18 protein-coding genes are annotated in these 25,265 nt (G+C 54.5%); all 18 read left to right on the forward strand.

Going from position 1 to position 25,265, the window contains the following annotated elements; all coding sequences use genetic code 11:
- The first annotated feature begins 23 nt into the window (after positions 1-23).
- The 18 genes from KJW29_RS03785 (at position 24) to KJW29_RS03870 (ending at position 25,262) form a co-directional block, all read left to right on the forward strand.
- Positions 24-1,832: a cache domain-containing sensor histidine kinase gene (locus tag KJW29_RS03785; RefSeq protein WP_214628799.1), complete on the forward strand. Its 1,809-nt coding sequence runs from the start codon at positions 24-26 to the stop codon at positions 1,830-1,832.
- A gap of 189 nt (positions 1,833-2,021) precedes the next feature.
- Entirely contained in the window at positions 2,022-2,936 is a 915-nt protein-coding gene (locus tag KJW29_RS03790; RefSeq protein WP_214628800.1) for an ABC transporter permease, read from the forward strand.
- Positions 2,937-2,952: 16 nt separating this feature from the next.
- Positions 2,953-3,843: a carbohydrate ABC transporter permease gene (locus tag KJW29_RS03795; protein WP_214628801.1), complete on the forward strand. Its 891-nt coding sequence runs from the start codon at positions 2,953-2,955 to the stop codon at positions 3,841-3,843.
- Between the two features lie 104 nt (positions 3,844-3,947).
- Positions 3,948-5,474 carry an extracellular solute-binding protein gene (locus tag KJW29_RS03800; RefSeq protein WP_214628802.1) on the forward strand — a complete coding sequence of 509 codons (1,527 nt, stop codon included), beginning with the start codon at positions 3,948-3,950 and terminating at the stop codon, positions 5,472-5,474.
- A gap of 76 nt (positions 5,475-5,550) precedes the next feature.
- Positions 5,551-6,573, forward strand: a complete 1,023-nt coding sequence (locus tag KJW29_RS03805) for a glycoside hydrolase family 130 protein (RefSeq protein WP_214628803.1) — start codon at positions 5,551-5,553, stop codon at positions 6,571-6,573.
- A 20-nt stretch (positions 6,574-6,593) separates the two neighbouring features.
- Positions 6,594-8,081: an FAD-dependent oxidoreductase gene (locus KJW29_RS03810; protein WP_214628804.1), complete on the forward strand. Its 1,488-nt coding sequence runs from the start codon at positions 6,594-6,596 to the stop codon at positions 8,079-8,081.
- Between the two features lie 427 nt (positions 8,082-8,508).
- On the forward strand, positions 8,509-9,756 hold the full coding sequence (gene hisS, locus KJW29_RS03815; protein WP_087566478.1) for a histidine--tRNA ligase: 1,248 nt from the start codon (positions 8,509-8,511) through the stop codon (positions 9,754-9,756).
- 65 nt (positions 9,757-9,821) lie between these two features.
- Positions 9,822-11,639: an aspartate--tRNA ligase gene (aspS, locus tag KJW29_RS03820; RefSeq protein ID WP_087566898.1), complete on the forward strand. Its 1,818-nt coding sequence runs from the start codon at positions 9,822-9,824 to the stop codon at positions 11,637-11,639.
- A gap of 34 nt (positions 11,640-11,673) precedes the next feature.
- A complete protein-coding gene (locus KJW29_RS03825) occupies positions 11,674-12,423 on the forward strand; it encodes a tRNA threonylcarbamoyladenosine dehydratase (protein ID WP_087566477.1) in 750 nt (249 codons plus the stop codon).
- 2 nt (positions 12,424-12,425) lie between these two features.
- Complete coding sequence (locus tag KJW29_RS03830; RefSeq protein WP_214628805.1) at positions 12,426-13,139, forward strand: YdeI/OmpD-associated family protein; 714 nt, start codon at positions 12,426-12,428, stop codon at positions 13,137-13,139.
- A 1,322-nt stretch (positions 13,140-14,461) separates the two neighbouring features.
- A complete protein-coding gene (locus KJW29_RS03835) occupies positions 14,462-14,890 on the forward strand; it encodes a VOC family protein (RefSeq protein ID WP_214628806.1) in 429 nt (142 codons plus the stop codon).
- Positions 14,874-15,638 carry a class I SAM-dependent methyltransferase gene (locus KJW29_RS03840; RefSeq protein WP_214628807.1) on the forward strand — a complete coding sequence of 255 codons (765 nt, stop codon included), beginning with the start codon at positions 14,874-14,876 and terminating at the stop codon, positions 15,636-15,638. Before KJW29_RS03835 ends, KJW29_RS03840 begins: the two co-directional genes overlap by 17 nt.
- Before the next feature lie 76 nt (positions 15,639-15,714).
- Positions 15,715-17,019, forward strand: coding sequence for a replication-associated recombination protein A (locus tag KJW29_RS03845; RefSeq protein WP_214628808.1), 1,305 nt, complete (start codon positions 15,715-15,717; stop codon positions 17,017-17,019).
- Positions 17,020-17,093: 74 nt separating this feature from the next.
- Positions 17,094-17,585 carry an NUDIX hydrolase gene (locus KJW29_RS03850; RefSeq protein WP_214628809.1) on the forward strand — a complete coding sequence of 164 codons (492 nt, stop codon included), beginning with the start codon at positions 17,094-17,096 and terminating at the stop codon, positions 17,583-17,585.
- Between the two features lie 208 nt (positions 17,586-17,793).
- On the forward strand, positions 17,794-20,853 hold the full coding sequence (locus tag KJW29_RS03855; RefSeq protein WP_214628810.1) for an ATP-binding protein: 3,060 nt from the start codon (positions 17,794-17,796) through the stop codon (positions 20,851-20,853).
- Between the two features lie 18 nt (positions 20,854-20,871).
- Positions 20,872-22,692, forward strand: a complete 1,821-nt coding sequence (locus KJW29_RS03860) for a cache domain-containing sensor histidine kinase (protein WP_214628811.1) — start codon at positions 20,872-20,874, stop codon at positions 22,690-22,692.
- Positions 22,667-24,265, forward strand: a complete 1,599-nt coding sequence (locus tag KJW29_RS03865) for a response regulator (RefSeq protein ID WP_214628812.1) — start codon at positions 22,667-22,669, stop codon at positions 24,263-24,265. The genes KJW29_RS03860 and KJW29_RS03865 overlap by 26 nt, the downstream gene beginning before the upstream one ends.
- A gap of 82 nt (positions 24,266-24,347) precedes the next feature.
- Complete coding sequence (locus KJW29_RS03870) at positions 24,348-25,262, forward strand: carbohydrate ABC transporter permease (protein WP_087566468.1); 915 nt, start codon at positions 24,348-24,350, stop codon at positions 25,260-25,262.
- The last annotated feature ends 3 nt before the right edge of the window (positions 25,263-25,265 follow it).

Here is a 25,265-nt window from a genome sequence, read left to right on the forward strand (position 1 = left end):
GGATATGGAGGTGCAGCCGGTTCATGAGCATGCTGCTGCGCAGATTTCAACTGATGTGGCACACCTATCGCAAAATGCTGCTGCTCTACCTGCTTGTTCTACTGCTGCCTGCAGGATGTCTTCTCTATTATTACTTCGAGAAATCGGCAGACATTCTGGAGCGTCAGGTGACCCAATCGATGCTCAAGTCCGTGCAGCAGGTGAAAATTAATCTGGATTATCGGCTCGCCAAGGTGCAGGAGATTTCCGACGCCCTTATTCTGAATACGGATTTGTATGAAATTCTGGCTCGTGATCCGCAAAGCGGTACCAGGTTCAGCCAAGTGGAGGAAGAGAAGAAGCTTGGCAATATGCTGCGCAGCTTGCAAGGCAGCGATATTTTGAAGATCAAGCTGTACGTCAATGCCGACAAGATGTATGCGGGCGAACATGTCAATTTCTTCAGCCTGGACCAGGCGGCCCGTATGCCCTGGTATGACGAGGTGGTCGGGCGCAATGGCGCTGTGCAATGGATTCCGACGCATATGGAGCGTTACATCAGTACGCCAAGCGAAGCTCGCGTATTCTCCTCCGCCCGCATTATCCGGGATCCGAATGCGTATAGCCGCATTATTGGCATTCTTATGCTGGATGTCGCGGAAGCCAATCTGGCCGCCATTCTGAACCAGGCGGAACTGGACGTCCATAGCCATAACATGTATGTAGCGGATGCGACCGGGATGATCGTGTCCCATGGTCAACCGGAGAAACTGAATCATCCGCTGCTGCCGCCCGAAACGTTCAAGCTTATCGCCGATCAACCATTCGGCATCGAGAAAATCACGATGGATACGCAAACGTACTTCGTCATATTCGATACGCTTAGCGAAGGAGGATGGAAAGTCGTTTCTCTGCTGCCAGCAGGCCAGATCAGCCGGATGAGCAATCAATTTAATGTCGGGTTCTCGCTAGTGTTGGCCCTGTCATTGGCCTTGCTGTTTATCGTCGGCGCTTTCCTCGTGTTCGCGCATTTGACGCGAGGCACGATCAACCGAGTTCGCGATATTACCGAACAGCTAAGAGTGCGCGGCGCCGCCATGATCGAGGAAGGCATACCTCACCCGAACGGCGTCGTCATCCGGCTTGAGAAGAGCGTGACGCATATGCTGTCGACGTTCCAGCATCTGATGGAAGACAATTATCGCGCCAAGGAACGGGAGAAAGAGGCGAGGCTGCGAGCGTTGCAAGCGCAAATTAACCCTCATTTCCTTTACAATGCGCTAGATACGATCAATTGGATGGCGCTTACCAAGGGAGCGCACGACATCAGCCGGATGTTGAACATGCTGGCGCAATATTTCCGCTTGACGCTGAATAAAGGCAAGGACATCGTGCCGCTGGAAGATGAGATGAACTTATCGAAGGCTTATCTGGAAATTCAGAAGCAGCGGTTTCACAATTTCGATTATTCGGTAGAATTCCCTGTAGTGCTGTCTGGCCGGTCTATTCCGAAGCTGTCGATTCAACCGATCATCGAGAACGCCATTATGCACGGCGTTCATAATAGAGAAGGTCATCATGGGAGTATCAGCGTAGAGGCTGAGGCGGAAGGCCAGGCATTCGTCATTCGCGTGACTGATGACGGCATCGGCATGACGGAGGAACAAATCGCGCAATTGTATGCCAGTCTAAACGCTTCTTCGTCTTCGTCCAGTTACGGCTTGTATAACGTATGGGAGCGAGTGCGCTTGTTCACTGGCGGCGCCGGCCGCTTGGTCATCGAATCGCAGCCGGGACGGGGCACGACTGTCAGCATATGGTTTCCGGCGGAAGAATATGAGCGAAATGAATAACAAGATGCCAAGCTGTCCCGCAAAGGTCTCAAGATGACCTGGCGGGGCAGCTTTTTCATGCCGTCCATCCCCCCACCGACCTGACGTTTGTACTATTCCCTCTTAAATCTGTACCTCACGCTCCCTGCATCCCGACATGTATCATGAATCTATGATCAAGCATGACTAACGCCGGATTGGAGGGACAGCATGAACAGAGGTAATCACTGGATATCGCAAATCAAGCGCAATTACGATTTGTACCTGCTCTTGATTCCGGGACTCGTCTTTTTGGCCATATTCAAATACACGCCGATTTACGGCCTGGTCATCGCGTTTCAGGATTTCAACATTTTCAAAGGAATTGGCGATAGCCCGTGGGTAGGGTTTAAGCAGTTCGAGAGACTGTTCGCCTCGGATGAATTCGGAAACATCATGACGAACACGCTGCTCATCAGTCTATATAAGATCGTCATCCTGTTTCCAATTCCGATTATCATTGCGATTTTGCTGAATGAAGTCGGCCGCATGTGGTTCAAACGTACGATTCAGACAATTATTTATTTGCCTCATTTTCTGTCGTGGGTCATCATCGCCGGTTTGTTCGTCAACATCATGTCTCCGCAAACCGGCATTGTCAATGGAATCATCTCCTACTTCGGCGGAGAACCGATCAATTTTTTTATGGACAACAGCTACTTCCGCAGCATAATCGTAGCCACGGCCGGATGGAAGGAAGCGGGATGGAACGCAATCATCTTTATCGCTGCGATCGCAGGGCTCGATCCGGAATTGTACGAGGCGTCCAAGCTTGATGGCGCAAGCCGCATTCAGCAGGTCTTTACGATCACGCTGCCCGGGATTGCTTCGACGATCGTGCTCATGCTCATATTGCGGATAGGCAGCGTGCTGGAAGCGGGAACCGAACAGATTCTGCTCCTGTACAACCCAACCGTTTATGAGACAGGCGATGTCATTGGAACTTACATTTACCGAATGGGCCTAACCTCAATGGAATACAGCTTCTCCACCGCTGTCGGGCTGTTCGAGTCGGTGATCGGATTTATCCTCGTCATCGGCGGCAACGCACTGGCCAAGCGGGTTACGGGCAAGAGCATATGGTAGAAAGGGGCAGACGAAATTGGGAAAGACAATGAAAATAAAGCAGTCATTATCCGAACGGGTTTACATCTGGCTCGTATACATCATCCTGATCGGCTCGGCCATTCTCTGCCTGTTTCCGTTTCTGAACGTGCTCGCCAAGTCCCTCAGCTCCAACTGGGCGATTATATCCGGCAAAGTCGGGCTGATGCCGATAGCCTTCACGATGGAAAATATGATATTCGTCATACGAGATCAATTATTCCAGAAAGCGTTCCTGGTTTCGATCTATGTTACAGTCGTCGGCACGCTCGGATCGGTCCTATTTACTGCCGTTACCGCATATCCGCTATCGAAGAAGCATTTGCCCGGCATCAAATTCATCTTGTTGCTCTATATTTTCACGATGTTGTTCAACGGCGGCTTGGTACCTTCCTACTTGCTCATTAAAAATCTAAATCTGATGGACAATCTGGGTTCGCTCATATTGCCCGCGCTTATCAACGTATTCAACATGCTCCTGATGAAAAACTATTACGAGAATCTGCCGGAGAGCCTGGAAGAATCGGCCAAGCTTGATGGAGCGAGCAATCTGAGAATCGTGTTTAGCATCATCATTCCGATTTCGGCGCCCGTGTTTGCTACGATCAGCTTATTCTATGCGGTCGCCTATTGGAGCAACTGGTTCTCTCCGATGCTGTACTTAAACGATCCGGCGCTGAAGCCGCTGCAGCTGTACTTGCGAGACATCGTGTTACAAGCCTCGGACGAGAATCTGCTCAATCAGGACATCGATTCGTTGCTCAACTTGTCTCCCGAAGGCATACGCAATGCGACGATCATCGTCTCGACGATTCCGATCCTGCTCGTCTATCCGCTGCTGCAGAAGTATTTCATCAAGGGAATTCTGATCGGATCCGTTAAAGGTTGACCACGGCGGCAGCACAGGCGCCGGTCCAAGCGGAATAACCTCTTGTGCTTTCTATAGTGAAGCGCTTAGGGATTATTTATAATGAAACTCATGGAGGGGTTCACATGTCAAGGAAACAATGGCTGGTGGCAACGATCGTATTGATGTTATCCTTCACGACTGTACTGGCAGCTTGCGGCGGAAAAAATGAAAATGCCGGAAACAAGCCAAGCGCCAGCGCACCGCCTGCCGGTTCGGAGGCGGCTCCGGAAGTGAAGCCGACGCTCAAAGGATTACGCAACTACATGCAGGAAGATTACAACACGTACCCGGTAAATCAGTACGTGGAAGAGAAGACAGGCTACAAAGTCAAGAACGACATGCTGCCGCAGGAGAAGCCTAGCGATAAGCTGAATCTGATCATGGCTTCCGGCACGGATTACGACTTCATCGACGCGATGAATAAGCAGGATTTCTTTAACTTTGCACAGAACGGCGCATTGACGGATCTCACGCCGCTGATCGAACAGTTCGGGCCTAATATTAAGCAGGCGATCTCCCCCGAGTCTCTTGCCGGCGCAACCGTGGATGGGAAAATTTACGGGATCCCGACGCTGAATGTCAGCTACGTGAGCAGCGGATTGCTTATCCGCACCGACTGGCTGGAGAAGGTCGGCAAGGAGATGCCGACAACGCTGGATGAATTTATGGATGTACTGAAAGCATTCAAGGAGAAGGATCCGGGGGGCAACGGGAAAAACAACATCCCCTTTACGATGGACAGCTCCGGCCTGATCGACAATATCATGGGCGCTTTCGGGATCTATGGACATTGGAATGAGATAGATGGAAAAATCGAGAACGTTTCCAGCCATCCCGAACTAAAAAATTATACGGTATTCATACGCTCGCTATACGAACAGGGATTGCTTGATAAAGAATTCGCGACCAATAAATCCGCGACTTCAGCCGAAAAATTCACCAGCGGACGCGCAGGCGTGCTGTGGACGCGCTGGTCTTCGATCCCGGGCTACGACGAAGCGTTGAAAAAAAATGTGCCTGATGCAGCGTATCAGTTCATTCCCCCGATGAAGGGTCCTAACGGACTTAGCGGATTCACCATAGTAGGAGGATTCAACAAAATCACCTTCGTGCCGAAGTCGTCCAAACATGCCGAAGACGTGGTGAAGATGATCAATGCGCTGCTGGAGCCGGAAGTATTCAAAGGACTCTTTATCGGTGAAGAAGGCGTGGACTACAAGGTGGAGAACGGCAATTATATTCCGATTGAGCCGTCTTTCGCCAATACGAGAGGACAAGCGAGCAACTTCGTCATCGGCATGGATGAAGCGAACTTCGTAACCTACTGGCAAGCGCGCCTGCAGAAGAACAAGCCGATGTTCGACAATTTCCAGATCGTCAACAATATTCCGAAGGAACAGGCTCACCAAGATCCGCTGGCGTTCTCGCCATTTCTGCCGAAGTACTCGGCGTCCAGCGCCAAACTGGGCACCACGGTTAACGACTCTCTGATCAAGATGATCGTTGACGGAGTAACGGATGACGGCATCGCAAGCCTGCAGAAAGCATGGAACAGCGCTGGCGGCGAAGAAGTCGTTCAAGAAATCAATGCCTGGTACGTGAACAAATAAGGTACGTGTACAAATAAGCAAGAGTTCGGGGCTCCGGCGCTGTCGGGGTCCTCGAGACAAGAAGGGAGCGTCCCCCATGAATATTCATTCTTCAAGAGAATCTCTGATCGGACAACTTAAGTCTGCTCCGGTCATCCATCGGCATGCCCATAATCCTGTGTTGTCACCCCGTCAGGTGCCTTACGGTCCGGCAATGGTGTTTAATGCCGGCGTGGCGAAATACGAAGGCAAATATGTCATGGTGTTCCGCAACGATTATGGCAACGAGGAGACAGAAGAGGTGTACCCTGGACGGACGACAAATCTGGGGCTGGCGACAAGCGACGACGGCGTTAACTGGCAGGTGCATTCCGCGCCGATCTGGCAATGGAGCGATGAGGAAGTGTATCGGGTATACGACCCGCGGTTGACCGTAATGGACGGCAAAGTCTATATGTGCTTCGCCATGGATACGAGGCATGGGCTGCGCGGCGGCATAGCCGTGACGGAAGATTTTGCGAAATTCGACGTATTGAGTTTGAGCGTGCCGGACAATCGGAACATGGTGCTGTTCCCGGAGCGGGTAGGCGGCCGTTATATGCGGCTGGAGAGGCCGATGCCCGTGTACGGCCGGGGCGGCCGCGACCGGTTCGATCTGTGGCTGTCCGAGTCGCCAGATCTTATCTATTGGGGTCGTTCGTCGCTGGTGCTGGGTGTCGAGGACGTTGAGTACGCCAACGACAAGGTTGGTCCAGGCGCGCCGCCGGTACGCACGAAGCATGGGTGGCTGACAACGTTCCATGCGGTAGACATCGATCCGTCGCGCGGCAAAAACGGCTGGGAGTCTGCTTGGAAGAAACGGTATTGCGCCGGCCTTATGCTGCTTGACCTGGACGATCCGCGCAAGGTGATCGGGCAGTATCGCGGGCCGTTGCTCGCGCCCGAGGCTTCATACGAGGTGGAGGGCGGATTCCGCAACAATGTCATTTTTCCGGGCGGCATGATTCTTGAAGAATACGGTGAAGTTAAAATTTATTATGGCGCCGCCGACACCGTCGAGTGTCTGGCTACGGCGCATGTGGACGATCTGATCGCATTGTGTCTGGAAGGCGTTAAATAAAGAGCGGAAGGCGGGAGGAAATGACGACTTACGATTTGGTCATCTATGGCGGGACATCCGCAGGGCTTGCTGCCGCCGTGCAGGCAGGCAAGATGGGGCTGCGCGCAGTCGTGCTGGAGCCGACTAATCGGCTTGGCGGGCTTAGCAGCGGCGGATTAGGCGACACCGACTTCGGCGACAAGAGCGCGATCGGCGGGCTTTCGCTCGACTTCTACAGGCGGCTCGGACGCAGGTATGGCTCCGAGCATGCGGCATGGTTGTTCGAGCCGAAGGAAGCGCTGGCCGTATTCCAGGAATGGGTCGAGGAATATGGCATCGACGTAAGGTTAGGCGAGCGGCTTGATCCGGCCGATCCGGTTGTGAAGAAAGGCAATCGTTTGATCTCGATCCGCATGGAATCCGGTCGCATCTACAATGGCCGGATGTTCATGGATACCGGGTATGAAGGCGACCTTATGAAGGCGGCGGGCGTGTCGTATGCGACTGGCCGGGAATCCAATAAGGTATATGGGGAGTTATATAACGGCATTCAATCGGGAATAGCCGTTAAGAACCAACTTCCGCGAGGGATTGACCCTTACGTCGTGAAGGGCAACCCCGCAAGCGGCTTGCTGCCAGGCGTCAACCCGGATGCCGGCGGCGATGACGGCCAAGGCGATCATCGCATCCAGGCCTATTGCTATCGGATGTGTCTGACCGATGATCCGCTCAATCGTGTCTTTGTCGAACAACCGGAAGGTTACGATGAACGGAATTACGAGCTGTTGTTCCGGGCCATCGAGCAAGGCGAGAAGATTTTCTTTAAGTTGAACAGCGTGCCTAATCGCAAGACGGACTCGAATAATGACAAAGGTTTCTCGACGGATTTCATCGGATACAATGACGAATATCCCGAAGCCTCTTATGCGGAGCGGGAGGCGATCGCCGCCGCGCACGAGCGCCATCAGCGCGGCTTGATATGGACGCTGCAGCATCATGAGCGCGTGCCGCAGGAGATTCGTTCGTTCTATGCGCCTTGGGGGCTGCCCCTCGACGAATTCGTGGAGAATGACCATTGGTCGCCACAGCTGTATATCCGGGAATCCAGGCGGATGATCGGCGAATTTGTTATGAACGAGAATCATATTTTCCTGCGGCAGGCCGTATCGGACCCCATCGGGAAAGGCTCCTACACGATGGATTCGCACAACACGCAGCGGCATGTGAGCGCGGAAGGGGACGTCGTAAACGAAGGCGATGTGCAGATCAAGCTGAGCGGTCCTTATCCGATCAGCTACCGCTCGATCGTGCCGAAGGAAGAACAATGCGCGAACCTGCTTGTGCCCGTATGCCTGTCCGCTTCCCACATCGCATACGGTTCGATTCGCATGGAGCCGGTATTCATGGTATTGGGCCAATCGGCGGCAACGGCCGCGGCGCTGGCGCTGGAAGCAGATGCGTCCGTTCAGGCAGTGGATTACGGGAAGCTGCGCGAACGATTGCAGAAAGATGGACAAGTGTTGATGTAATGCGTCTTTATTCGATCTCTTGACTTATGTCCTGCGGGAAGGTAAAATTACAACTATTATTGTCATATGGATTCGATGACGGGACAAAGTAATTCCTCTTTGGAGTACGCAGAGAGGGACGCCATGGCTGCAAGCGTCCTTATTCCGGTGGTATGAAGAACCTCCCCGAGAACATTCGGCGAACGGACACCCACGACATGCGGCATTGCCGCTAGCTCCGTACATGGTGCCTCAATAGCCGTACATGCGTTTGACGGTCGTTACCCGTCCTGGAGAGAATCATGGCAGGCGGTTACTTGCGCGAAGACATGGTTCGGAATGTGGGTGGTACCACGGGAGCTACAACTCTCGTCCCTTGCGGCAGCTTATGCCGGGAGGGGCGGGAGTTTTTTGATTTTCAGATGGACAGAGAATGGAGGAGTACGGGATGAAATTTCAGAAATCGCCGGGCACGCAGGATATCCTGCCGGGCGCGGTCGAGAGATGGCAATTCGTTGAGGGCAAAGCTCGCGAGCTGTGCCGACGTTACAATTTCCGAGAAATCCGGACGCCAATGTTCGAATCGACGGAGCTGTTCCAGCGGGGAGTCGGGGAGACGACGGATATCGTCGAAAAAGAAATGTACACCTTCATCGACCGCGGCGACCGCAGTCTGACGCTCCGGCCGGAGGGAACGGCGGGAGTCGTTCGCGGCTACGTGGAGAACAAGCTGTTCGGCGAGCCGGATTTGTCGAAGCTGTACTATATCGGTCCGATGTTTCGGTACGAGCGGGCACAGGCGGGACGTTACCGCCAGTTCCACCAGTTCGGCGTAGAGGCGATCGGAGCAGTAGACGCCGCGCTGGATGCGGAGGTTATCGCTTTGGGTTACAGCTTCTATACGGAGGTTGGCTTAAAGGGCGTTCGCGTCGAAGTGAATTCCGTGGGTACTCCGGAGATTCGCGCGGCGTTCCGCGAACGGCTGCTGGCGTTTCTGGAGCCCATGCGCGAAATTCTCTGCAAGGATTGTCAATCCCGGATGGATCGTAATCCGCTCCGGGTGCTGGACTGCAAGACGGATCAGAAACATTTTACGGATGCGCCTTCCATACTGGACAGTCTCGACGACGAATGTCGGACGCACTTCGAGAAAGTGCAGCAATGTCTAACAGATATGGACATTCCGTTCGAGATCAATCACCGTTTGGTTCGGGGACTGGACTATTACACCCACACGGCGTTCGAGTTCAAAGCGGAAGGCATCGGCGCCATCGATACGGTCGGCGGCGGCGGACGTTATAACGGTCTGGTCGCGGACATCGGCGGTCCCGATCAGCCGGGCGTAGGCTTCGGCATCGGCCTGGAGCGTACGGTGTTGCTGCTGGAACACCAGAATACGGAGCTGCCGGAGCTTAACGGCATCGACGTTTACGTTGTCGCCCTTGGGGAAGCCGCCGAACGCGAAGTATCGAAGACGGTCTACCAGCTTCGCGCGCGGGGCATTCGAGCCGAGCGGGATTACCAGGGACGCAAGATGAAGGCGCAGATGAAGTCGGCGGACCGTCTGGGCGCAAGGTTCACGGCTATTCTGGGAGACGATGAGCTTGTCCGCGGCGAGATCATGCTTAAGGAGATGGCGACGGGAGATCAGCGGCCGGTTGCCTTGTCGGCTCTGGCCGACGAGCTCTTGAGATAGTGCAAGCTATTTGGAAGACATTTGGCAAGACCCTAATTTAGTCCAATAAGAGGAGTTTGATGAACATGATGTTGAAGACGCATAGCTGCGGAACATTGACGAAAAAGGACGTAGGCCAGACGGTTACTTTGAACGGCTGGGTGCAGCGTCGCCGCGACCTTGGCGGAGTATTATTTATCGACCTTCGCGACCGCACGGGCATCGTGCAAACGGTATTCAACCCCGATTTCTCCGGAGATGCCTTGGCTATCGCCGACCGCGCCCGCAACGAATACGTGCTCGCGGTAACCGGCAAAGTAGTCGAGCGCGATCCGGAAACGTACAACGCGAACCTGGCTACCGGCGAAATCGAAATTCGCGTAACCGAAATCGAAGTGATGAACGCCGCCAAGACGCCTCCGTTCCCAATCGAGGACGGTGTGGAAGTCGACGAGTCGCTCCGATTGAAATATCGTTACCTGGATCTTCGCCGTCCGGAAATGCAGAAGACGCTTCTGCTTCGTTCCAAGTCCGCAAAGATTTTCCGCGACTTCCTGGACAACGAAGGATTTATCGAAGTCGAGACGCCGATCCTGACCAAGAGCACGCCGGAGGGCGCTCGCGATTACCTCGTGCCTAGCCGCGTGCACGAAGGCGAATTTTTTGCTCTTCCGCAATCGCCGCAAATTTTCAAGCAGCTGCTTATGGTCGGCGGCCTGGAGCGCTACTATCAAATCGCGCGCTGCTTCCGCGACGAGGATCTTCGCGCGGACCGTCAGCCCGAGTTCACGCAGGTCGACATCGAGACTTCTTTCCTCTCCCAAGACCAGCTGCTCGGCATGATGGAGCAATTGTCCGCAAGGCTGCTTCGCGAGACGGTCGGCGTAGAGCTGGAGCTTCCGTTCCAACGCATCACTTATGCGGACGCCATGAACAAATACGGCTCCGACAAGCCGGATCTGCGCTTCGGTCTGGAGATCGAAGACATAACGGACATCGTCTCCGGCAGCGACGTGAAGGTATTCGCTAGCGTGGCCGCTGGAGGCGGCGTCGTGAAGGCGCTCAACGCCAAGGGCTGCGCGAGCTGGAGCCGCAAGGAGCTTGACGACCTGCAGCCGTTTGCAGCGCGCTACGGCGGCAAAGGCCTTGCCTGGATTACGGTAAAGGACGGCGAATGGCGCGGTCCTATCGTGAAGTTCCTGAAGGAAGAGGAAATCGCGGCTTTGACGGAACGTCTTGGCGTTGAGGAAGGCGACCTACTCACGTTCTCCGCCGACAAACCGAAGGTTGTGGCGGACGTGCTGGGCAACCTGCGTCTGAAGCTCGGACGCGATCTCGGACTGATCGACGATTCCAAGTTCAAGTTTGCCTGGGTTGTAGACTTCCCGCTGCTTGGCTGGGATGAAGAAGCGAAACGTTACGTGGCGGAGCATCATCCGTTTACGCGTCCGAAGGAAGAGGATCTCCATTACTTCGACACCGATCCGGGCAAGATCCGCGCTCAGGCGTACGATCTCGTGCTGAACGGCTACGAAGTAGGCGGCGGCTCCATGCGGATCTACAAACGCGAGGTGCAGGAGCAAATGTTCAAGGCGCTTGGCTTTACCATGGAAGAAGCGCACGAGAAGTTCGGCTTCCTGCTGGACGCGTTCGACTACGGCACGCCTCCGCACGGCGGCATCGCGTTCGGCTTCGACCGTCTGGTCATGCTGCTTGCGGGCCGTACGAACCTTAGAGAGACGATCGCCTTCCCTAAGACGGCAAGCGCGACAGACCTTCTCTGCGATGCTCCGTCCGAGGTCGAGCTTTCGCAGCTCGAGCAGCTGCATATCCGCACGGTTCTGAAGCCGAAGCCCGTAGCCGCGGCGGCAGCAGGCGCGCCGGCCGGCGAATCCAACCAGTAGTCCGGACTTTAGACGGAAGAAGGAGGCGGCGAACATGCTGCATCAATTCTCGCGAACGGAGCTTGCGATCGGCCCCGAGGGGCTCGATATTATGAAAGGCAGCACGGTGGCCGTGCTCGGCATCGGCGGCGTTGGAGCTATTGCCGCCGAAGCGCTGGCACGCACCGGCGTGGGCCGGATTATTTTGATCGACAAGGACGTTGTCGACATTACGAACATCAACCGCCAGATTCACGCGCTGACGACGACGGTCGGCCAGCCCAAGGCGGATCTGATGAAGGACCGCATCAAGCTGATCAATCCGGAATGCGACGTGATTTCCCTTCGCATGTTCTATACGGAGGAGACGTACGAGAAGCTGTTCGAATACGAGCTGGATTACGTCGTCGACGCATCCGACACGATCATCTACAAAGTGCATCTGATCAAGCAGTGCCTGGAGCGGGGCATCCCCGTCATCTCCAGCATGGGCGCGGCGAACAAGATGGACCCGTCTCGCTTTAAGGTGGCGGACATCTCCAAGACGCACACGGATCCGATCGCGCGGGTCGTACGGACGAAGCTGCGCAAGGACGGCATCAAACGCGGCGTCAAGGTCGTCTTCTCGGACGAGGATCCTATCAAGCCGCGCGAGGACGTGACGCAAAAAATCGTGCCGGAGAACGCGCCTGAAATTCGGAAGGCCAAGCAGCCTCCGTCGAGCAATTCGTTCGTTCCGCCCGTGGCGGGACTCATCATGGTGAGCGTCGTGGTGAAGGATCTGCTCGAAAGCGGGGGCAACTAAACATGAACGCCGAGCTAGTCCGCAAACTTCGCCTGACGGATGGCGCCAAGGCCATCGTTTTGTTCCCTCCGGCAGGTTACGATGTGTTAGGAGAGCTTGGCCTCCCGACAACGGCGGGCTTAAGTCCGGATGCGGATGTCAAGCTGGATTCGGCAAGCTACGATTATGTGCATCTGTTCATATCGTCCATGGCCGAATTGGCGGAGAGGGCTCCGGCGGCGATCGGCGCCGTCCGGTGGGACGGGCTGCTTTGGATCAGCTATCCCAAGGGCTCTTCCGGCATCAAGACGGACGTCAACAGGGACAGCGGCTGGCAGTTTATGAAGGCGCTCGACATGGATGCCGTCTCCAATATAGCCATGAACGAGACTTGGTCGGCCCTTCGGTTCCGTCCGGCGGGAGTCGGCGATTCCGGCAAGACGCGAGCCAAGCGGGAGCGGGAGCAGAACCAGGGGCAGAAGCAGGAAACCGCAGGTAATCGTTCCAAGGTTATTCGTGATGCTGACGCGGCTTTGCCCGAAATGCCGGCCGATCTGACCGAAGCTCTGCAAGCCTCTCCCGCCGCGGCGGACTTCTTCGCAACGTTGACCGACTCCATGAAACGCGATTATTTGCGCTGGATTCTGGACGCGAAACGCGAAGACACGCGAACGAAGCGAGTCGCGGCAACGATCGAGAAGCTCGAGCAGGGGCGGAAGCGTCCGACTGACAAGTAAGTCGTGGACGGGGCTGTCGTCCGGCTGGTTGGCTGGCTGGGTCAACGACGAAATCGTTGACAGACAAGTAGGGTTTAACCTACGAAACCGTCGATAGGCCAGCAGGTTTAACTACGAAACCAGACAGGCTACTAGGGTAAATGATTATAACGTCGACAGACTGCGGGGACAACGACAACTTTGATGTCGGGTTCATGTTACAGGCAAAACGTCGACATATGTATCAGGTATATAGAAACCGCCGTCGGATGAGTGAAGCACTCGTCCGGCGGCGGTTGTTTTTGTAAGAGGCAAACTACTTCCCGAGCCAATCACGTCCCGACTTTGGTCGGAAAGTCAACTATATGGTGCCCGCACACAGCCTATGTACTCAGACGCCAAACCGCGAACCGAAGCATAAAAGAATGCTTCGATGGGGGGACTGATGTGGATGCGCTGAATATAGCTGAAAAGTCAGATATGTGCATGAAAAACCGAGCTCAACGCGACGTTGGTGGGGGGACAAGGACAAATGTGTATGAAAAACCGAGCACAATGCAACGTTGGCGGGTGGGGGACGAGTGAATGTGTATGAAAAAGCGAGTACAAAGGGGTGCTGAGGGGCAGGGACGAGCGAATGTGTATGAAAAAGCGAGTACAATGGGGCGCTGGCAGGCGGTGATGAGCGAATGTGTATGAAAAAGCGAGTACAATGAGGCACTGGCAGGCGGTGACGCACGAATGTGTATGAAAAAGCGAGTACAATGGGGTGCTGGCAGGCGGTGATGAGCGAATGTGTATGAAAAAGCGAGTATAGTGGGGCGCTGGCAGGCGGTGACGAGCGAATGTGTATGAAAAACCGAGCACCGTAACGAGCCTTCGCCTGTGTGAAGCCGCCTGATATAGCTGAGAAATCAGCTATAATGAGCCCTCGAAGGTGTGGATTCGCCGGATATAGCAGAAAAATCAGCTATAATGAGGCCTCGCTGGTGTGGATTCGCCGGATATAGCAGAAAAATCAGCTATAATGAGGCCTCGCTGGTGTGGATCCGCCGGATATAGCTGAAAAATCAGCTATAATGAGCCCTCGCCGGTGCTGAAGAATTAGTTTAAAAAATAGATCCGTTAAGCGATTGTGCGAATATCGAAAGTGGGATAAAATATGTCACATAAAGAAACAAAACACGGTTTCACCATGCGAAACTCCAACGTGCAATCTGTTGAGTATTCGTTTACTGTTGATGGATATACCTGCGTTTGTCTCGGATCAAAAGTAAACATGTATAAGGGACCGGTCGACGAAGAACCGATCGACGTTCGAACCTCAAAAGGAGGTAATGCGGATGACCATTCGTTTCACGGGCATCGACCATGTGCAACTTGCTGCCCCAGCGGGATGCGAAGCCGAAGCGAGACGTTTCTACGGCGGCGTTTTGGGATGGGAGGAGCTGCCCAAGCCGGCGAGCCTGCAGGCGCGCGGCGGAGCTTGGTTTCGATGCGGAATGCACGAGGTTCATATCGGCGTTCAGGCAGATTTTCGACCTGCGAAGAAGGCGCATCCTGGCTTCGCGATGATCGGTTTGGATGAGCTTCGTAACAGACTGGTCGAGGCAGGAGTTCCTGTCACTGACGATGCGCTGAGGGAAGATGAAGGACTGCAACGATTGTTCGCGGAGGATCCGTTCGGCAATCGGCTGGAATTTCTGCAATACGATAGCGACGGAGTAACGACCATGTCGAAGGAGGAAAAAAGAGATGAGCAGCCTGAATAGCAAGGAACGATTTACGGAACGCGTGGATTCTTATGTGAAGTATCGACCAAGTTACCCGGCCGCGGCGATGGACTTTCTGTATTCAAAGGTCGGCTTCTCCAAGGAAAGCATCATTGCCGATGTTGGAGCGGGCACTGGCATCTTCTCCGGTCTGTTGCTGGACCGCGGCAGCAGAGTCGTGGCCATCGAGCCTAATGAAGCCATGAGGGGAGCGGCGGAAAAAAGACATGCGGATAATTCGCGTTACACGTCCGTCGCGGCTTCCGCGGAAGTGACTGAACTGGAAGATGAGTCGGTAAATCATATCGTCTGCGCGCAGTCGTTTCACTGGTTCGACAGAGCTGCTGCCCGAGAAGAATTCCGCCGCATTCTGAAGCCGGATGGGCAGGTCGCGCTCATCTGGAATTCCAGGCGAACAAAAGGAACGCCATTCTTGGACCAATTCGAGCAGTTGCTCCTCGATTACGGAACGGATTACGAGAAGGTGGCGCATAAATATATAACGCCCGCTACTATCGCTTCGTTTTTCCGAGATGGAGGACCCGCTCTTGATGTATTTGCGTCGGAGCAGCGGTTGGATGCCGAAGGCGTAAAGGGAAGACTGCTCTCTTCCTCTTATTGCCCGCTGCCGGGGCATCCCAATCATGAGCCTATGATGGAGAAACTTGCTTCGATCTTCGAAGCCAACCAGGAGAAGGGATTCGTGACGATTGTTTACGATACGGAGCTGTACTGGGGCCGCGTATAGGTGGCGAACGTTTGTACGGATATGCTATGATTGATTTATCATTACATCATTTTCGTATGAAGGATTGAGCTGTGCCATGGATTTGTTTACGTACCAGGAAGAAGAGTCGCCGCGAGCCAAGCTGCTGGCGGACCGGATGAGACCCCGGACGCTGGACGAATATATCGGACAAGAACATATCGTGGGCGAGGGCAAGCTGCTCAGACGAGCCATCCAAGGCGATCAAGTATCGTCGATTCTGCTGTACGGCCCCCCCGGCTGCGGCAAAACGACGTTAGCCCATATCATCTCCCTGACAACGAAGGGAGACTTTGTTAAGCTGAACGCCGTTGACGCTTCCGTCAAGGATGTTCGCGACGTTATCGACCGCGCTCGCAGCAACAAGACGTTGTACGGCAAGAAAACGATTTTGTTCCTCGATGAGGTCCATCGTTTCAATACGTCGAGACAGGACGCGCTGCTGCCGGCTGTGGAGCAAGGCATCATCGTATTTATCGGAGCAACGACCGAAAATCCGTTCCATCATGTTAACGGAGCCTTGTTGTCGCGCTCGACATTGTTCCAGCTGCAGGCGCTGGAAGAGCGTCACGCGCTGGAAGCGATGAGGCGTGCGCTTGCAGATGCGGAGCGGGGGCTGGGCTTTATGCAGCTGCAGGCGGACGAGGATGCGCTGAGCCACATCGCGGCGATGGCCGGAGGCGATATCAGGCGTGCGCTCAACGCGCTTGAGCTGGCGGCGGTGACGACGCCCTCGCAACCGGATGGGACCGTCCAGCTGACGCTGGAGGTGGCGCAGGAGTCCATACGCAAGCCGACCATCCGGGCGGATCTGTCCACGCAATACGACGTGCTCTCTGCGTTTCACAAGAGCGTGCGCGGCTCCAGCGACGCTGCGTTGTTCTGGTTTCTCTACGCGGTGGAGAGGCTCGGCATGGATCCCATGACGTTTATTCGCAGACTTATCGTCGCATGCAGCGAGGACATCGGACTTGCGAATCCGCAAGCAATGATACAAGCCGTAACGGCGATGGACGCTTATCACAAGATCGGCTGGCCCGAGGCCAAATACAACATCGCCCAAGCGATTCTATTTGCCGTGGAGAGTCCCAAGTCCAACGCGACAGCCATTGCGATCGGCAATGTAATGAGCGCGATCGAGCGGGCGGGCAATGCCGAAGTTCCGCTGCATCTGCGCGATACCCATTATAAGGGCTCCGCGGAGCTCGGCCACGAGGGGTACAAATATCCGCATGATTATCCTGGCCATTACGTCAAGCAGCAGTACTTGCCGGATCCAATCGCGGGCAAGACGTTCTATCATGCCTCGGAGCAGGGGACGGAGGATCGAATCAAACAAAACCAGCAGCGGCGGTCCACTTAAAGCTGTTTGTTCTTTTTGACGGTTTTTATTGCCGGGTTGGCGAAGAAACGAATGGAGAAGGGGAAACGAGCAGCATGGCGGAAGTTGTTGTTAAAAGAACGCCTGTATTTTACGGAGCGGTGCATCTCCTTTTTTTCCGTGAAGATGAAGTGTTGTTGCTAAAGCGGAAAAATACGGGCTTCGAGGATGGCAAGTGGAGCGTGGTGGCGGGACGGATCGATGGCAATGAAGAAGTGAAGGCGGCCGCGATTAGAGAGGCTAAAGAAGAGGCCGGCGTCGATATTGACCCGTCCGAGCTGGAGGTGACCGGCGTAACCCATCGCAGGAATCCTAACGGATCCGGTTCGGAGTGGATCGATTTTTATCTAACCGTAAGGGCCTGGAAAGGCGAGATCATGAACATGGAGCCGCATAAATGCGAGGAACTGAGATGGTTCCCGCTGAGCGGGCTGCCTTCGAATATGATCGAATACGTCAAGGTCGCCCTGTTCGAAAATCAGGACAAGCTCTGGTTCCGCAGCATAGGCTGGGATGCCGTTGTCAGTCAGGCTGCCAGTCCCAAATAAACAAAGGGCTGTCGAAAAGCTCTGGAGCCCACGCCAGTCGTGAACAAGCAATCCGGGTATTTGTGACCCAGTACCGCCTAAGGTACTGGGTTTTGCTGTACGTATTTGCCTGAACCGGGATTGTTGTCGAACGGGAGGAGGATCGTGTCGATTCATGCAGAATGTTATGTAGAGGATGGAGCTAGAGGATTGGAGCAGGATGGCATACATGTACAGCAAACATATTGTTTTGTTCGGGATGATCGTCATATTCGGTCTTGTTAATATATTTAGCGTATACCAGTGGCTTTCTCCTTCCGATCGGAAGATCGAGGCCGTCGACGGCCTCCTGGACGCGAGGGGCTGGAGTTTTGCGGACGATGGCGTACTGGAGCTGCGAGGCGAGTGGGAGCTGTACGAGAACATGCTGCTCGGGCCGGATGACTTCCGGGCGGACGCAGCGCGGCTTGAATCATCGAGAGAGGTTGTTCAAGTGCCGGGCAGCTTGAAGAAGATGTTCACTTCCGGTTACAATAACGGTCACGGCGCCGCCACCTATCGATTGCTGTTGCATGTGAACGAGACGGGAATCTATAGTTTGCGCGCCAATAAAATCCGGTTGTCCAGCCGTATTTATATAAATGGCTTCGATATTGGAGGAAACGGGAATCCGTCCATAGCGGCTGAACAATTTGTCCCAAGCAACGCTCCCTTCTTCGGATCGGTTATGCTGGAGCAAGGCGTGGCGGAAATCATCATTCAAGTAGCCAGCTACGACTATTTGGGAGGAGGAGTCGTTCAGGCTCCGGATTTCGGGTTTACGAACGATGTAAAGGCTCAACTCGATGCCGCGCGACTGGCCGACATGACATTGATCACCATCATGCTGGCATTCGGATTATATTATGCGGGCATGTTTAGACAATGGGGCAAGGAAAGGTATTTATTGCATTTCTGCTTTTTTTGTTTGTCGATCGGTTTGTTTTTCAGCATCGACAATGAAATATTGGCGATGATTCTATTTCCGGGACTCCCTTTTTCGTTGCTGCAAAAGCTGATTTTTATTTTATCTCTGCTCGCGTTTTATTTTTTTGCCAGCTATGTACACAACTACCTCGGTCAACAAAAAAATGTCGTATTTATTTGGTTATGCAGATTCGCGTATGCGTTTTTGGCGCTTATTATCGTATTGCCCAACCGCTATTTGCCATCGACGCTTTGGCTGGCCATACCGGTTCAATTCGCCGTATTCGCGACGATCGTGTACAGCGTGTTCCGCAGTCGCAGCAGGGGCGTACATGGCAGTTATTATACGCTGCTAGGCGTCTTCTTCCTGATCGTGACCTGGCTCTTTGCGCAATTGCGTTATCAGCTCGCATTGGATAACCCTTTCTACATGATCGTTACTCCGCTGCTGCTCGTCTTGTCCCAGGCCTTGCTTATGTCGGAGCGGCTTCAGGAGAATTTTCGCAAGAGTACGCAGCTGGCCGAGCAGCTACTGATCTATGACCGCCAGAAAGACGATTTTTTGGTCAAAACATCGCATGAATTGCGAACGCCGTTGCATGGCATCATTAACTTGTCCCAGTCGTTGCTTGACAACCGGGATCGCCCTCTGCAAGACGACCATCGCGACAACATCCGCCTGCTTCATCTGATGGGGCGGCGTCTCGCCGGAATCGTACACGATATACTGGACATGAACCGGATCAAGCATGGTCAGCTATTGATTCATCCTACTTCGGTCAATCTCGGAAATTCCGTTCAATTCGTTATGGAGACGTTGTCAATTGCACCTGTCAATAAGGAAGTGAGGCTCGTCAACGGGCTGCCAAGCGAGCTGCCTCTGGTCATCGCCGATGAAAACCGGTTAAAGCAGATTTTGCACAACTTGCTGGAGAACGGATTGAATTTTACGGAAAGCGGAACGGTAAGTATAGCAGCCGAGCGGAAGGATGATCTCCTGGTCGTAACCGTGACCGATACCGGGATTGGCATTCCGGCCCAAGCGCTCGCCGAAATTTTTCAGCCTTTTGTAAAGTATGAGGACGAAGGCAAGGATCCTGTCCGCAGAAGTTTTGGCATCGGTATTGGTATGGGGCTTGGCATTACGAAGCAATTGGTAGAGCTCCACGGAGGCAAGCTCCATGTGGAGTCAACGGTAGGCCGCGGCTCTACATTTTCCTTTACGCTGCCGATCGACAAACAATCGGAAGAAGCAGCTGCAGCGATGGAGGGTGAGCCGTCTGCGATCGATATGATGTCCGGTGTTTCGCAAGGGGATCTCGAGGCGCAATTTCATGTTCTTATCGTAGATGACGAACCTTCTAATATTAAAGTGTTAATCGATGCTGTCACTTCCTTGCGTTATGGATACACGGCGGTAAACAGCGGGGAAGAGGCGCTTGAGGCATTGCGGGGATCCTCCAATCCCGACTTGATATTGCTCGACTTGATGCTGACGGGAATATCGGGTCGGGAGGTATGTCGAGCCATCCGGTCCACGCAAGGACTTGCGGAGCTGCCTGTGCTGATGCTGACAGCCTCGGGGCAGACAGGCGACATTGTAGCCTCCTTCGCGGCAGGGGCTAATGATATCGTGCAGAAGCCGTTCGAGCTAGCGGAATTGAAAGCAAGGATGCAGTCGCTGCTCGCGATGAAAAGCTCTTCGGAAAACGCGATACGCAGGGAAATGGACTTTCTCCAGGCGCAAATTACGCCGCATTTTTTGTATAACACCTTAAACAGTTTGGTAGGACTAAGCTATAAGGATACGGATAAGCTTCGCGAAACGATCAATCATCTAACGACCTACTTGCGCTCCAAATTTACGTTTGTATTCGATAGCGAAATGGTTGCTTTGAGCCGCGAGCTTGAACTGGTCAAAGCATACACGGCTATCGAGCAGCTGCGTTTCGGGCAAAGGCTGCAGATCCATTATGAAGCGGACGAAAAATTGCATTGCATGATACCGCCCCTGACGCTTCAGCCGATAGTCGAGAACGCTGTGCGGCACGGAATCGGACAAAAGCCGTCCGGGGGGACTGTACAAATTGCCGTGCGGCGAATCGGGGCGACGATCGAAATCGTGGTTGAGGACGACGGCGTCGGTATGAGCGAGGACAAGCTGCATATGCTGGAGCAGGGGAAGTCTGGAGGGATCGGCATAAGCAACGTCAACCGTCGGCTTCAGATGCTGTACGGACACAGGCTGGACATCAGCAGCAGCGAAGGCCATGGAACCCGAGTCAAGCTGGAAATTCCGTGTTCGGCGATTTCTGATGAGTAACAGGCTGGGAGGAAGGTTATGTTCTACTCGCTCAAAAGCAGGCTGATCGCAATCTTTATTTTATTGTTCGTGTTGTCCTTCGGCGCGTTGTCGGCCGTCTTGTTTAACGAATCGCGGTCGATCATCCTCTCTCAACTGGAGTCCTCCGCGCTGGAGAAGATGGAGGAGTACGGCTCCTATGTAGACATGGTTCAGATGGGAGTATACGATGTCGCTTCGCTCGTGTTCAACAATGAGACGACACGCGACTGGGACGATCGGCTCGGGGAGGAGGGCTTGCCTACGGGAGAGAAAATCCTTTCCAACCTGGAGATGAGCACCTTCCTTACCCAAGCGACCAACAGCTATACGAGCGTGCAGCGCGTAACGGTGTACCGGGATGACGGTTTGTGGGTCAGCGGCGAAAATCAATTCGGGGAAGATGCGACGTTTCTCGGAGAGAGCTGGTATCGGGATTTCAAGGGAAAGGGGGAACGCTGGGTGGCCGGGCATGTCGACCTTGTCGAGCGGCGTTTTAATAATGACAATCCCGTCGTCAGCATGATTATGCCTATCGCCGAGTTCGAGCCCAGACATGCAAACGCCTTCATGAAAATCAATGTAAGCACCGACTATTTCCTGGAGCCGCTGGACCGGATTCACCTGGGAGTTACGGGCTCCATCCATCTGCTTGGCTCCAACGGGCTGCCGATGCTCGGCCAAGAAGGCTTCGAGCCGACGGAGGAGAGGACGGAGCTGGTGCGAACGCTTAAGCTGGACTCACGCAAGCAAGGCGTCATCCATTCGGACAATTCAAGCGGTCAGAGGGAGATCATCGTCTTTAAAAAGCTGAAGCGGACGAACTGGATGCTGGTCGGCATCGTGCCGGAGAGCGATCTGTACGCGGAGCTGTTCGACCTCCGCCAAAGCATGATCGCGATCGCCACGCTGGTGCTCCTGTTATCCGTCGGGCTCGCGATATGGCTGTCCCACAGCATCTCCAAACCGCTGTCCCGCCTCGTCGCAGCCATGCGGCACGTCCAGCGCGGCGACTTCGCCCAGGCGGAGCTTCGAATGCCGCCGGAAGTGGGGCTTCGCAATGAGGTCGGTTTTGCAACATCGACGTTCCGGAAGATGGTCGTCCAGCTTCGTCAGCACATCAAGACGGAATTTGAGCTGAAGCTGCTCCGTCAGCAGGCGGAATACAAGGCGCTGCTTATGCAGATCAATCCGCACTTTCTGTTCAACACGCTGGAGCTGATGAGCAGTCTGGCCATGCAGAAGCGAACGGATGACAATGTGGACGTTATCGAATCGCTAGGAAGGATGATGCGCTTTTCCTTGCGCATGAGCGACGATATTGTGAGCCTGGGGGATGAACTCAAATACGCAGGCGATTACGCCTCTATCCTTCGCGTGCGCTTCGGCGACCGCCTCCACCTTTCCATCGACAAGACGGAAGGATTGGAACGGCACACCGTCATCAAGTTCATACTCCAGCCTCTGATCGAAAACGCCGTGAAATACGGATTCAGGCACGGCACGGAAGTCTACGTGGATGTATGGGCGGAGCGGGCAGAAGGCCATATCCGACTAGTCGTGGAAGACAATGGTCCAGGCATTCCCGAGGAGACAATCAACGAGCTGCGGGACAAAACGCTGAGTGCCCGAATGGAGGATGTGCTCGTGAGCAAGAGCAAGCAGATCGGGCTCGGCAACGTGCTTGCAAGGTGCGGTCTCTATTACGGGGACTTGTTCCGGTTCCATATCGGAACAAGCGAACTCGGCGGCGCCTCCATTGCGCTGCTCATTCCGATACAGGAGGAACTAAGCGATGTACAACGTGATGATCGTGGATGACGAGCAGGAGATCCGGCAAGGCATCCGGCTCAAGGTGGATTGGGAGGCGCTTGGACTGCGAATCGCGGGGGAAGCCTCCAACGGCAAGGAAGCGCTGGAGCTGCTGGAGCAGGAGCCCTGCGACATCGTTATAACGGATATGAATATGCCGGTCATGGACGGCTTGTCGTTTCTGGAGGCTTGCAGGAGGCTGGATCCCGGCATTTGTCTCATCGTGGTGACCGGCTACGAGGATTTCCAATACGCCCATGCGGCTGTTCGTCACCAAGCGAGACATTATTTGCTCAAGCCAGTCGCGCGCGACGAGCTGACGGATGCGCTCGTAAAAGTCAAGACGGAACTCGATAAGGAAGTAGAGGACGCGCGGCGCGCCAAAGATATGGAGTGGCAGCTCTCCCGGTACTATAAGGAGCTGAGGGACGGATTCCTCTTGCAATTGGCGAGGGGAGGCGCGGAGGAGCCCGGCGGACGTCTGGAGCGGGCGAAGCGATTCGGACTGGAAGCGTGGAACGAAGGCGCCGTGTGGTTCGTAAGCGCAGGACTGCTGGAGCGCTCCGAAGGAGAAGAGAGCCGTCCCGCGCGTCAATTTCGGCTTCCCTTCGAGCTGCTCTGCCGCGAGCTGGCCGAGCGCAGGGAGGATGCCGTGCTAATATTCAGGGACGAGCATTATCCCGGTCTCGTACATGCCATCGTCCGCGGCGACAAAGGTCAAGCCCATGCCTATATGGACGAGCTAAGGGGAGCCGTACGCAGCCATCTCGGCTTCGAGCCGACGATAGGCATCGGGGAAGCCGTAACGGGATTTGCCCAGTGGAGGGAAGGATATTCCACCGCTTTGCTGTCCTGGCATCTGTCGGAAGGCAACGGCCGCCAAACGGATCGCCCCTCGGAGGAGTCGGCATTTCTACCGGAAGAGAAGGTTCAGCTGCTTCACCGCGTGCTGAAGAAGGGAGAGCTGGAAACGTTCGGACGGCTCGTCATGGAGTCGTTGGTGGAGGCGCAGCAATATTCCAGAACGATGCTGGTGAAGACGATCTTCCGGCTTCATCTCGCGATAGAATCGTTTGCGGAGCAAGCAGGAGCTCCCTTCGACGGCAAAGACTCCTTATGGCTGCGTCCGGATATCGCTTTGCAACTTCGGACGCCGGAGCTGGCGGCCGACCATCTCCGCAAGCTGGCGGGTTCCGTCGTCGACCGGTTGGGCGAACGCGGAGAAGACGCGGAGATTTCCGCCATCGAAGCTTCCCGGGCCTACATCGACGAAAATTACATGTACGAGCTGAACCTGACCTCGCTAGCCGAGAAATTCAACTACAACCCGTCTTACTTCTCGGAATTGTTCAAGGCGAAGACGGGGAAGACGTTCATTGGGTATGTATCGGATGTGCGAATGGGACATGCGGCCAAGCTTCTGACGGAGACGTCCCTCGGGCTGTGGGACATATCCGAGCTGACGGGTTTCTCCAATCCGAGCTACTTCAGCTCCCGGTTCAAACGGATGTACGGCTTGTCTCCGTCCGAATATCGCCAGCGCCCATCTGAAAAAAACGATAGCGAACTCCCGAAGAAATAAGATGTTAACGAAAAGCCTCCTTGCTTATGATGAATGTACAGCACGTTTGATCGTGCATTCATCACTCGAAGGGGGCTTTGCCATGGGAACTTCACGCAAATCCTTGGCTCGCGATCAGAATCGGACGGCGTATCTGTTTCTGCTGCCGTGGCTGCTCGGATTTTTCCTGTTGACGGCCGGACCGATGGCCGGCTCGCTGTACTTGTCGCTTACGAAATACACGCTGCTGTCCCCGCCGACCTGGATCGGAGTCGAGAACTACGCGCGCATCTTTGCTGAGGACGACACGTTTAGAGGCTCCTTGTGGCTGACGTTTAAATATGTGTTCCTCTCCGTGCCGCTCAAACTGGCGTTCGCGCTAATGATCGCCATGGTGCTGAATAAAGGGCTGCGCGCGATCGGCTTGTATCGGACGGTGTATTACATTCCATCCCTGCTTGGAGGAAGCGTGGCGATCGCGATCGTCTGGCGCCAGATTTTCGACGGAACCGGCGCGGTCAACCGCGCTCTGGCCTGGCTTGGCATCGAAGGGCCGTCCTGGATTGCCCATCCCGACTATATTATTCACACGATCGTGACGTTATCCGTGTGGCAGTTCGGTTCGGCAATGGTTATCTTCCTTGCCGGTCTCAAGCAGATTCCCGCCGATCTATACGAAGCGGCGCAAGTGGATGGCGCCAATGGCTGGAGACGGTTCAGCCGCATTACGCTGCCCATGCTGACGCCCGTCATTTTCTTTAATCTTGTTATGGGCGTCATCAATTCGTTCCAGGCATTCACGCCTGCATTCGTCATCGGCGACGGCCGCGGCGGCCCGCTTGACGCAACAATGTTCTACACCCTGTACCTGTATCTGAAAGGGTTCTCGTTCTTCGAAATGGGGTATGCATCGGCGCTCGCCTGGATCATGCTGCTGATTATCGGATTGTTGACGGCCGTCATTTTCGTCACTTCGAAATATTGGGTATTCTATGGCGATAATAAGGAAGGGAGGTAAGGA

It is taken from the genome of Paenibacillus agaridevorans (genome assembly GCF_018604145.1).
Lineage (GTDB): Bacteria > Bacillota > Bacilli > Paenibacillales > Paenibacillaceae > Pristimantibacillus > Pristimantibacillus agaridevorans.

Bases quoted from the DNA above. Each gene is read 5' to 3' on its own strand.
- KJW29_RS03785 (WP_214628799.1), top strand. From the start codon at position 24: ATGAGCATGCTGCTGCGCAGATTTCAACTGATGTGGCACACCTATCGC.
- KJW29_RS03790 (WP_214628800.1), top strand. From the start codon at position 2,022: ATGAACAGAGGTAATCACTGGATATCGCAAATCAAGCGCAATTACGAT.
- KJW29_RS03800 (WP_214628802.1), top strand. From the start codon at position 3,948: ATGTCAAGGAAACAATGGCTGGTGGCAACGATCGTATTGATGTTATCC.
- KJW29_RS03805 (WP_214628803.1), top strand. From the start codon at position 5,551: ATGAATATTCATTCTTCAAGAGAATCTCTGATCGGACAACTTAAGTCT.
- KJW29_RS03810 (WP_214628804.1), top strand. From the start codon at position 6,594: ATGACGACTTACGATTTGGTCATCTATGGCGGGACATCCGCAGGGCTT.
- hisS (WP_087566478.1), top strand. From the start codon at position 8,509: ATGAAATTTCAGAAATCGCCGGGCACGCAGGATATCCTGCCGGGCGCG.
- aspS (WP_087566898.1), top strand. From the start codon at position 9,822: ATGATGTTGAAGACGCATAGCTGCGGAACATTGACGAAAAAGGACGTA.
- KJW29_RS03825 (WP_087566477.1), top strand. From the start codon at position 11,674: ATGCTGCATCAATTCTCGCGAACGGAGCTTGCGATCGGCCCCGAGGGG.
- KJW29_RS03830 (WP_214628805.1), top strand. From the start codon at position 12,426: ATGAACGCCGAGCTAGTCCGCAAACTTCGCCTGACGGATGGCGCCAAG.
- KJW29_RS03835 (WP_214628806.1), top strand. From the start codon at position 14,462: ATGACCATTCGTTTCACGGGCATCGACCATGTGCAACTTGCTGCCCCA.
- KJW29_RS03840 (WP_214628807.1), top strand. From the start codon at position 14,874: ATGAGCAGCCTGAATAGCAAGGAACGATTTACGGAACGCGTGGATTCT.
- KJW29_RS03845 (WP_214628808.1), top strand. From the start codon at position 15,715: ATGGATTTGTTTACGTACCAGGAAGAAGAGTCGCCGCGAGCCAAGCTG.
- KJW29_RS03850 (WP_214628809.1), top strand. From the start codon at position 17,094: ATGGCGGAAGTTGTTGTTAAAAGAACGCCTGTATTTTACGGAGCGGTG.
- KJW29_RS03855 (WP_214628810.1), top strand. From the start codon at position 17,794: ATGTACAGCAAACATATTGTTTTGTTCGGGATGATCGTCATATTCGGT.
- KJW29_RS03860 (WP_214628811.1), top strand. From the start codon at position 20,872: ATGTTCTACTCGCTCAAAAGCAGGCTGATCGCAATCTTTATTTTATTG.
- KJW29_RS03865 (WP_214628812.1), top strand. From the start codon at position 22,667: ATGTACAACGTGATGATCGTGGATGACGAGCAGGAGATCCGGCAAGGC.
- KJW29_RS03870 (WP_087566468.1), top strand. From the start codon at position 24,348: ATGGGAACTTCACGCAAATCCTTGGCTCGCGATCAGAATCGGACGGCG.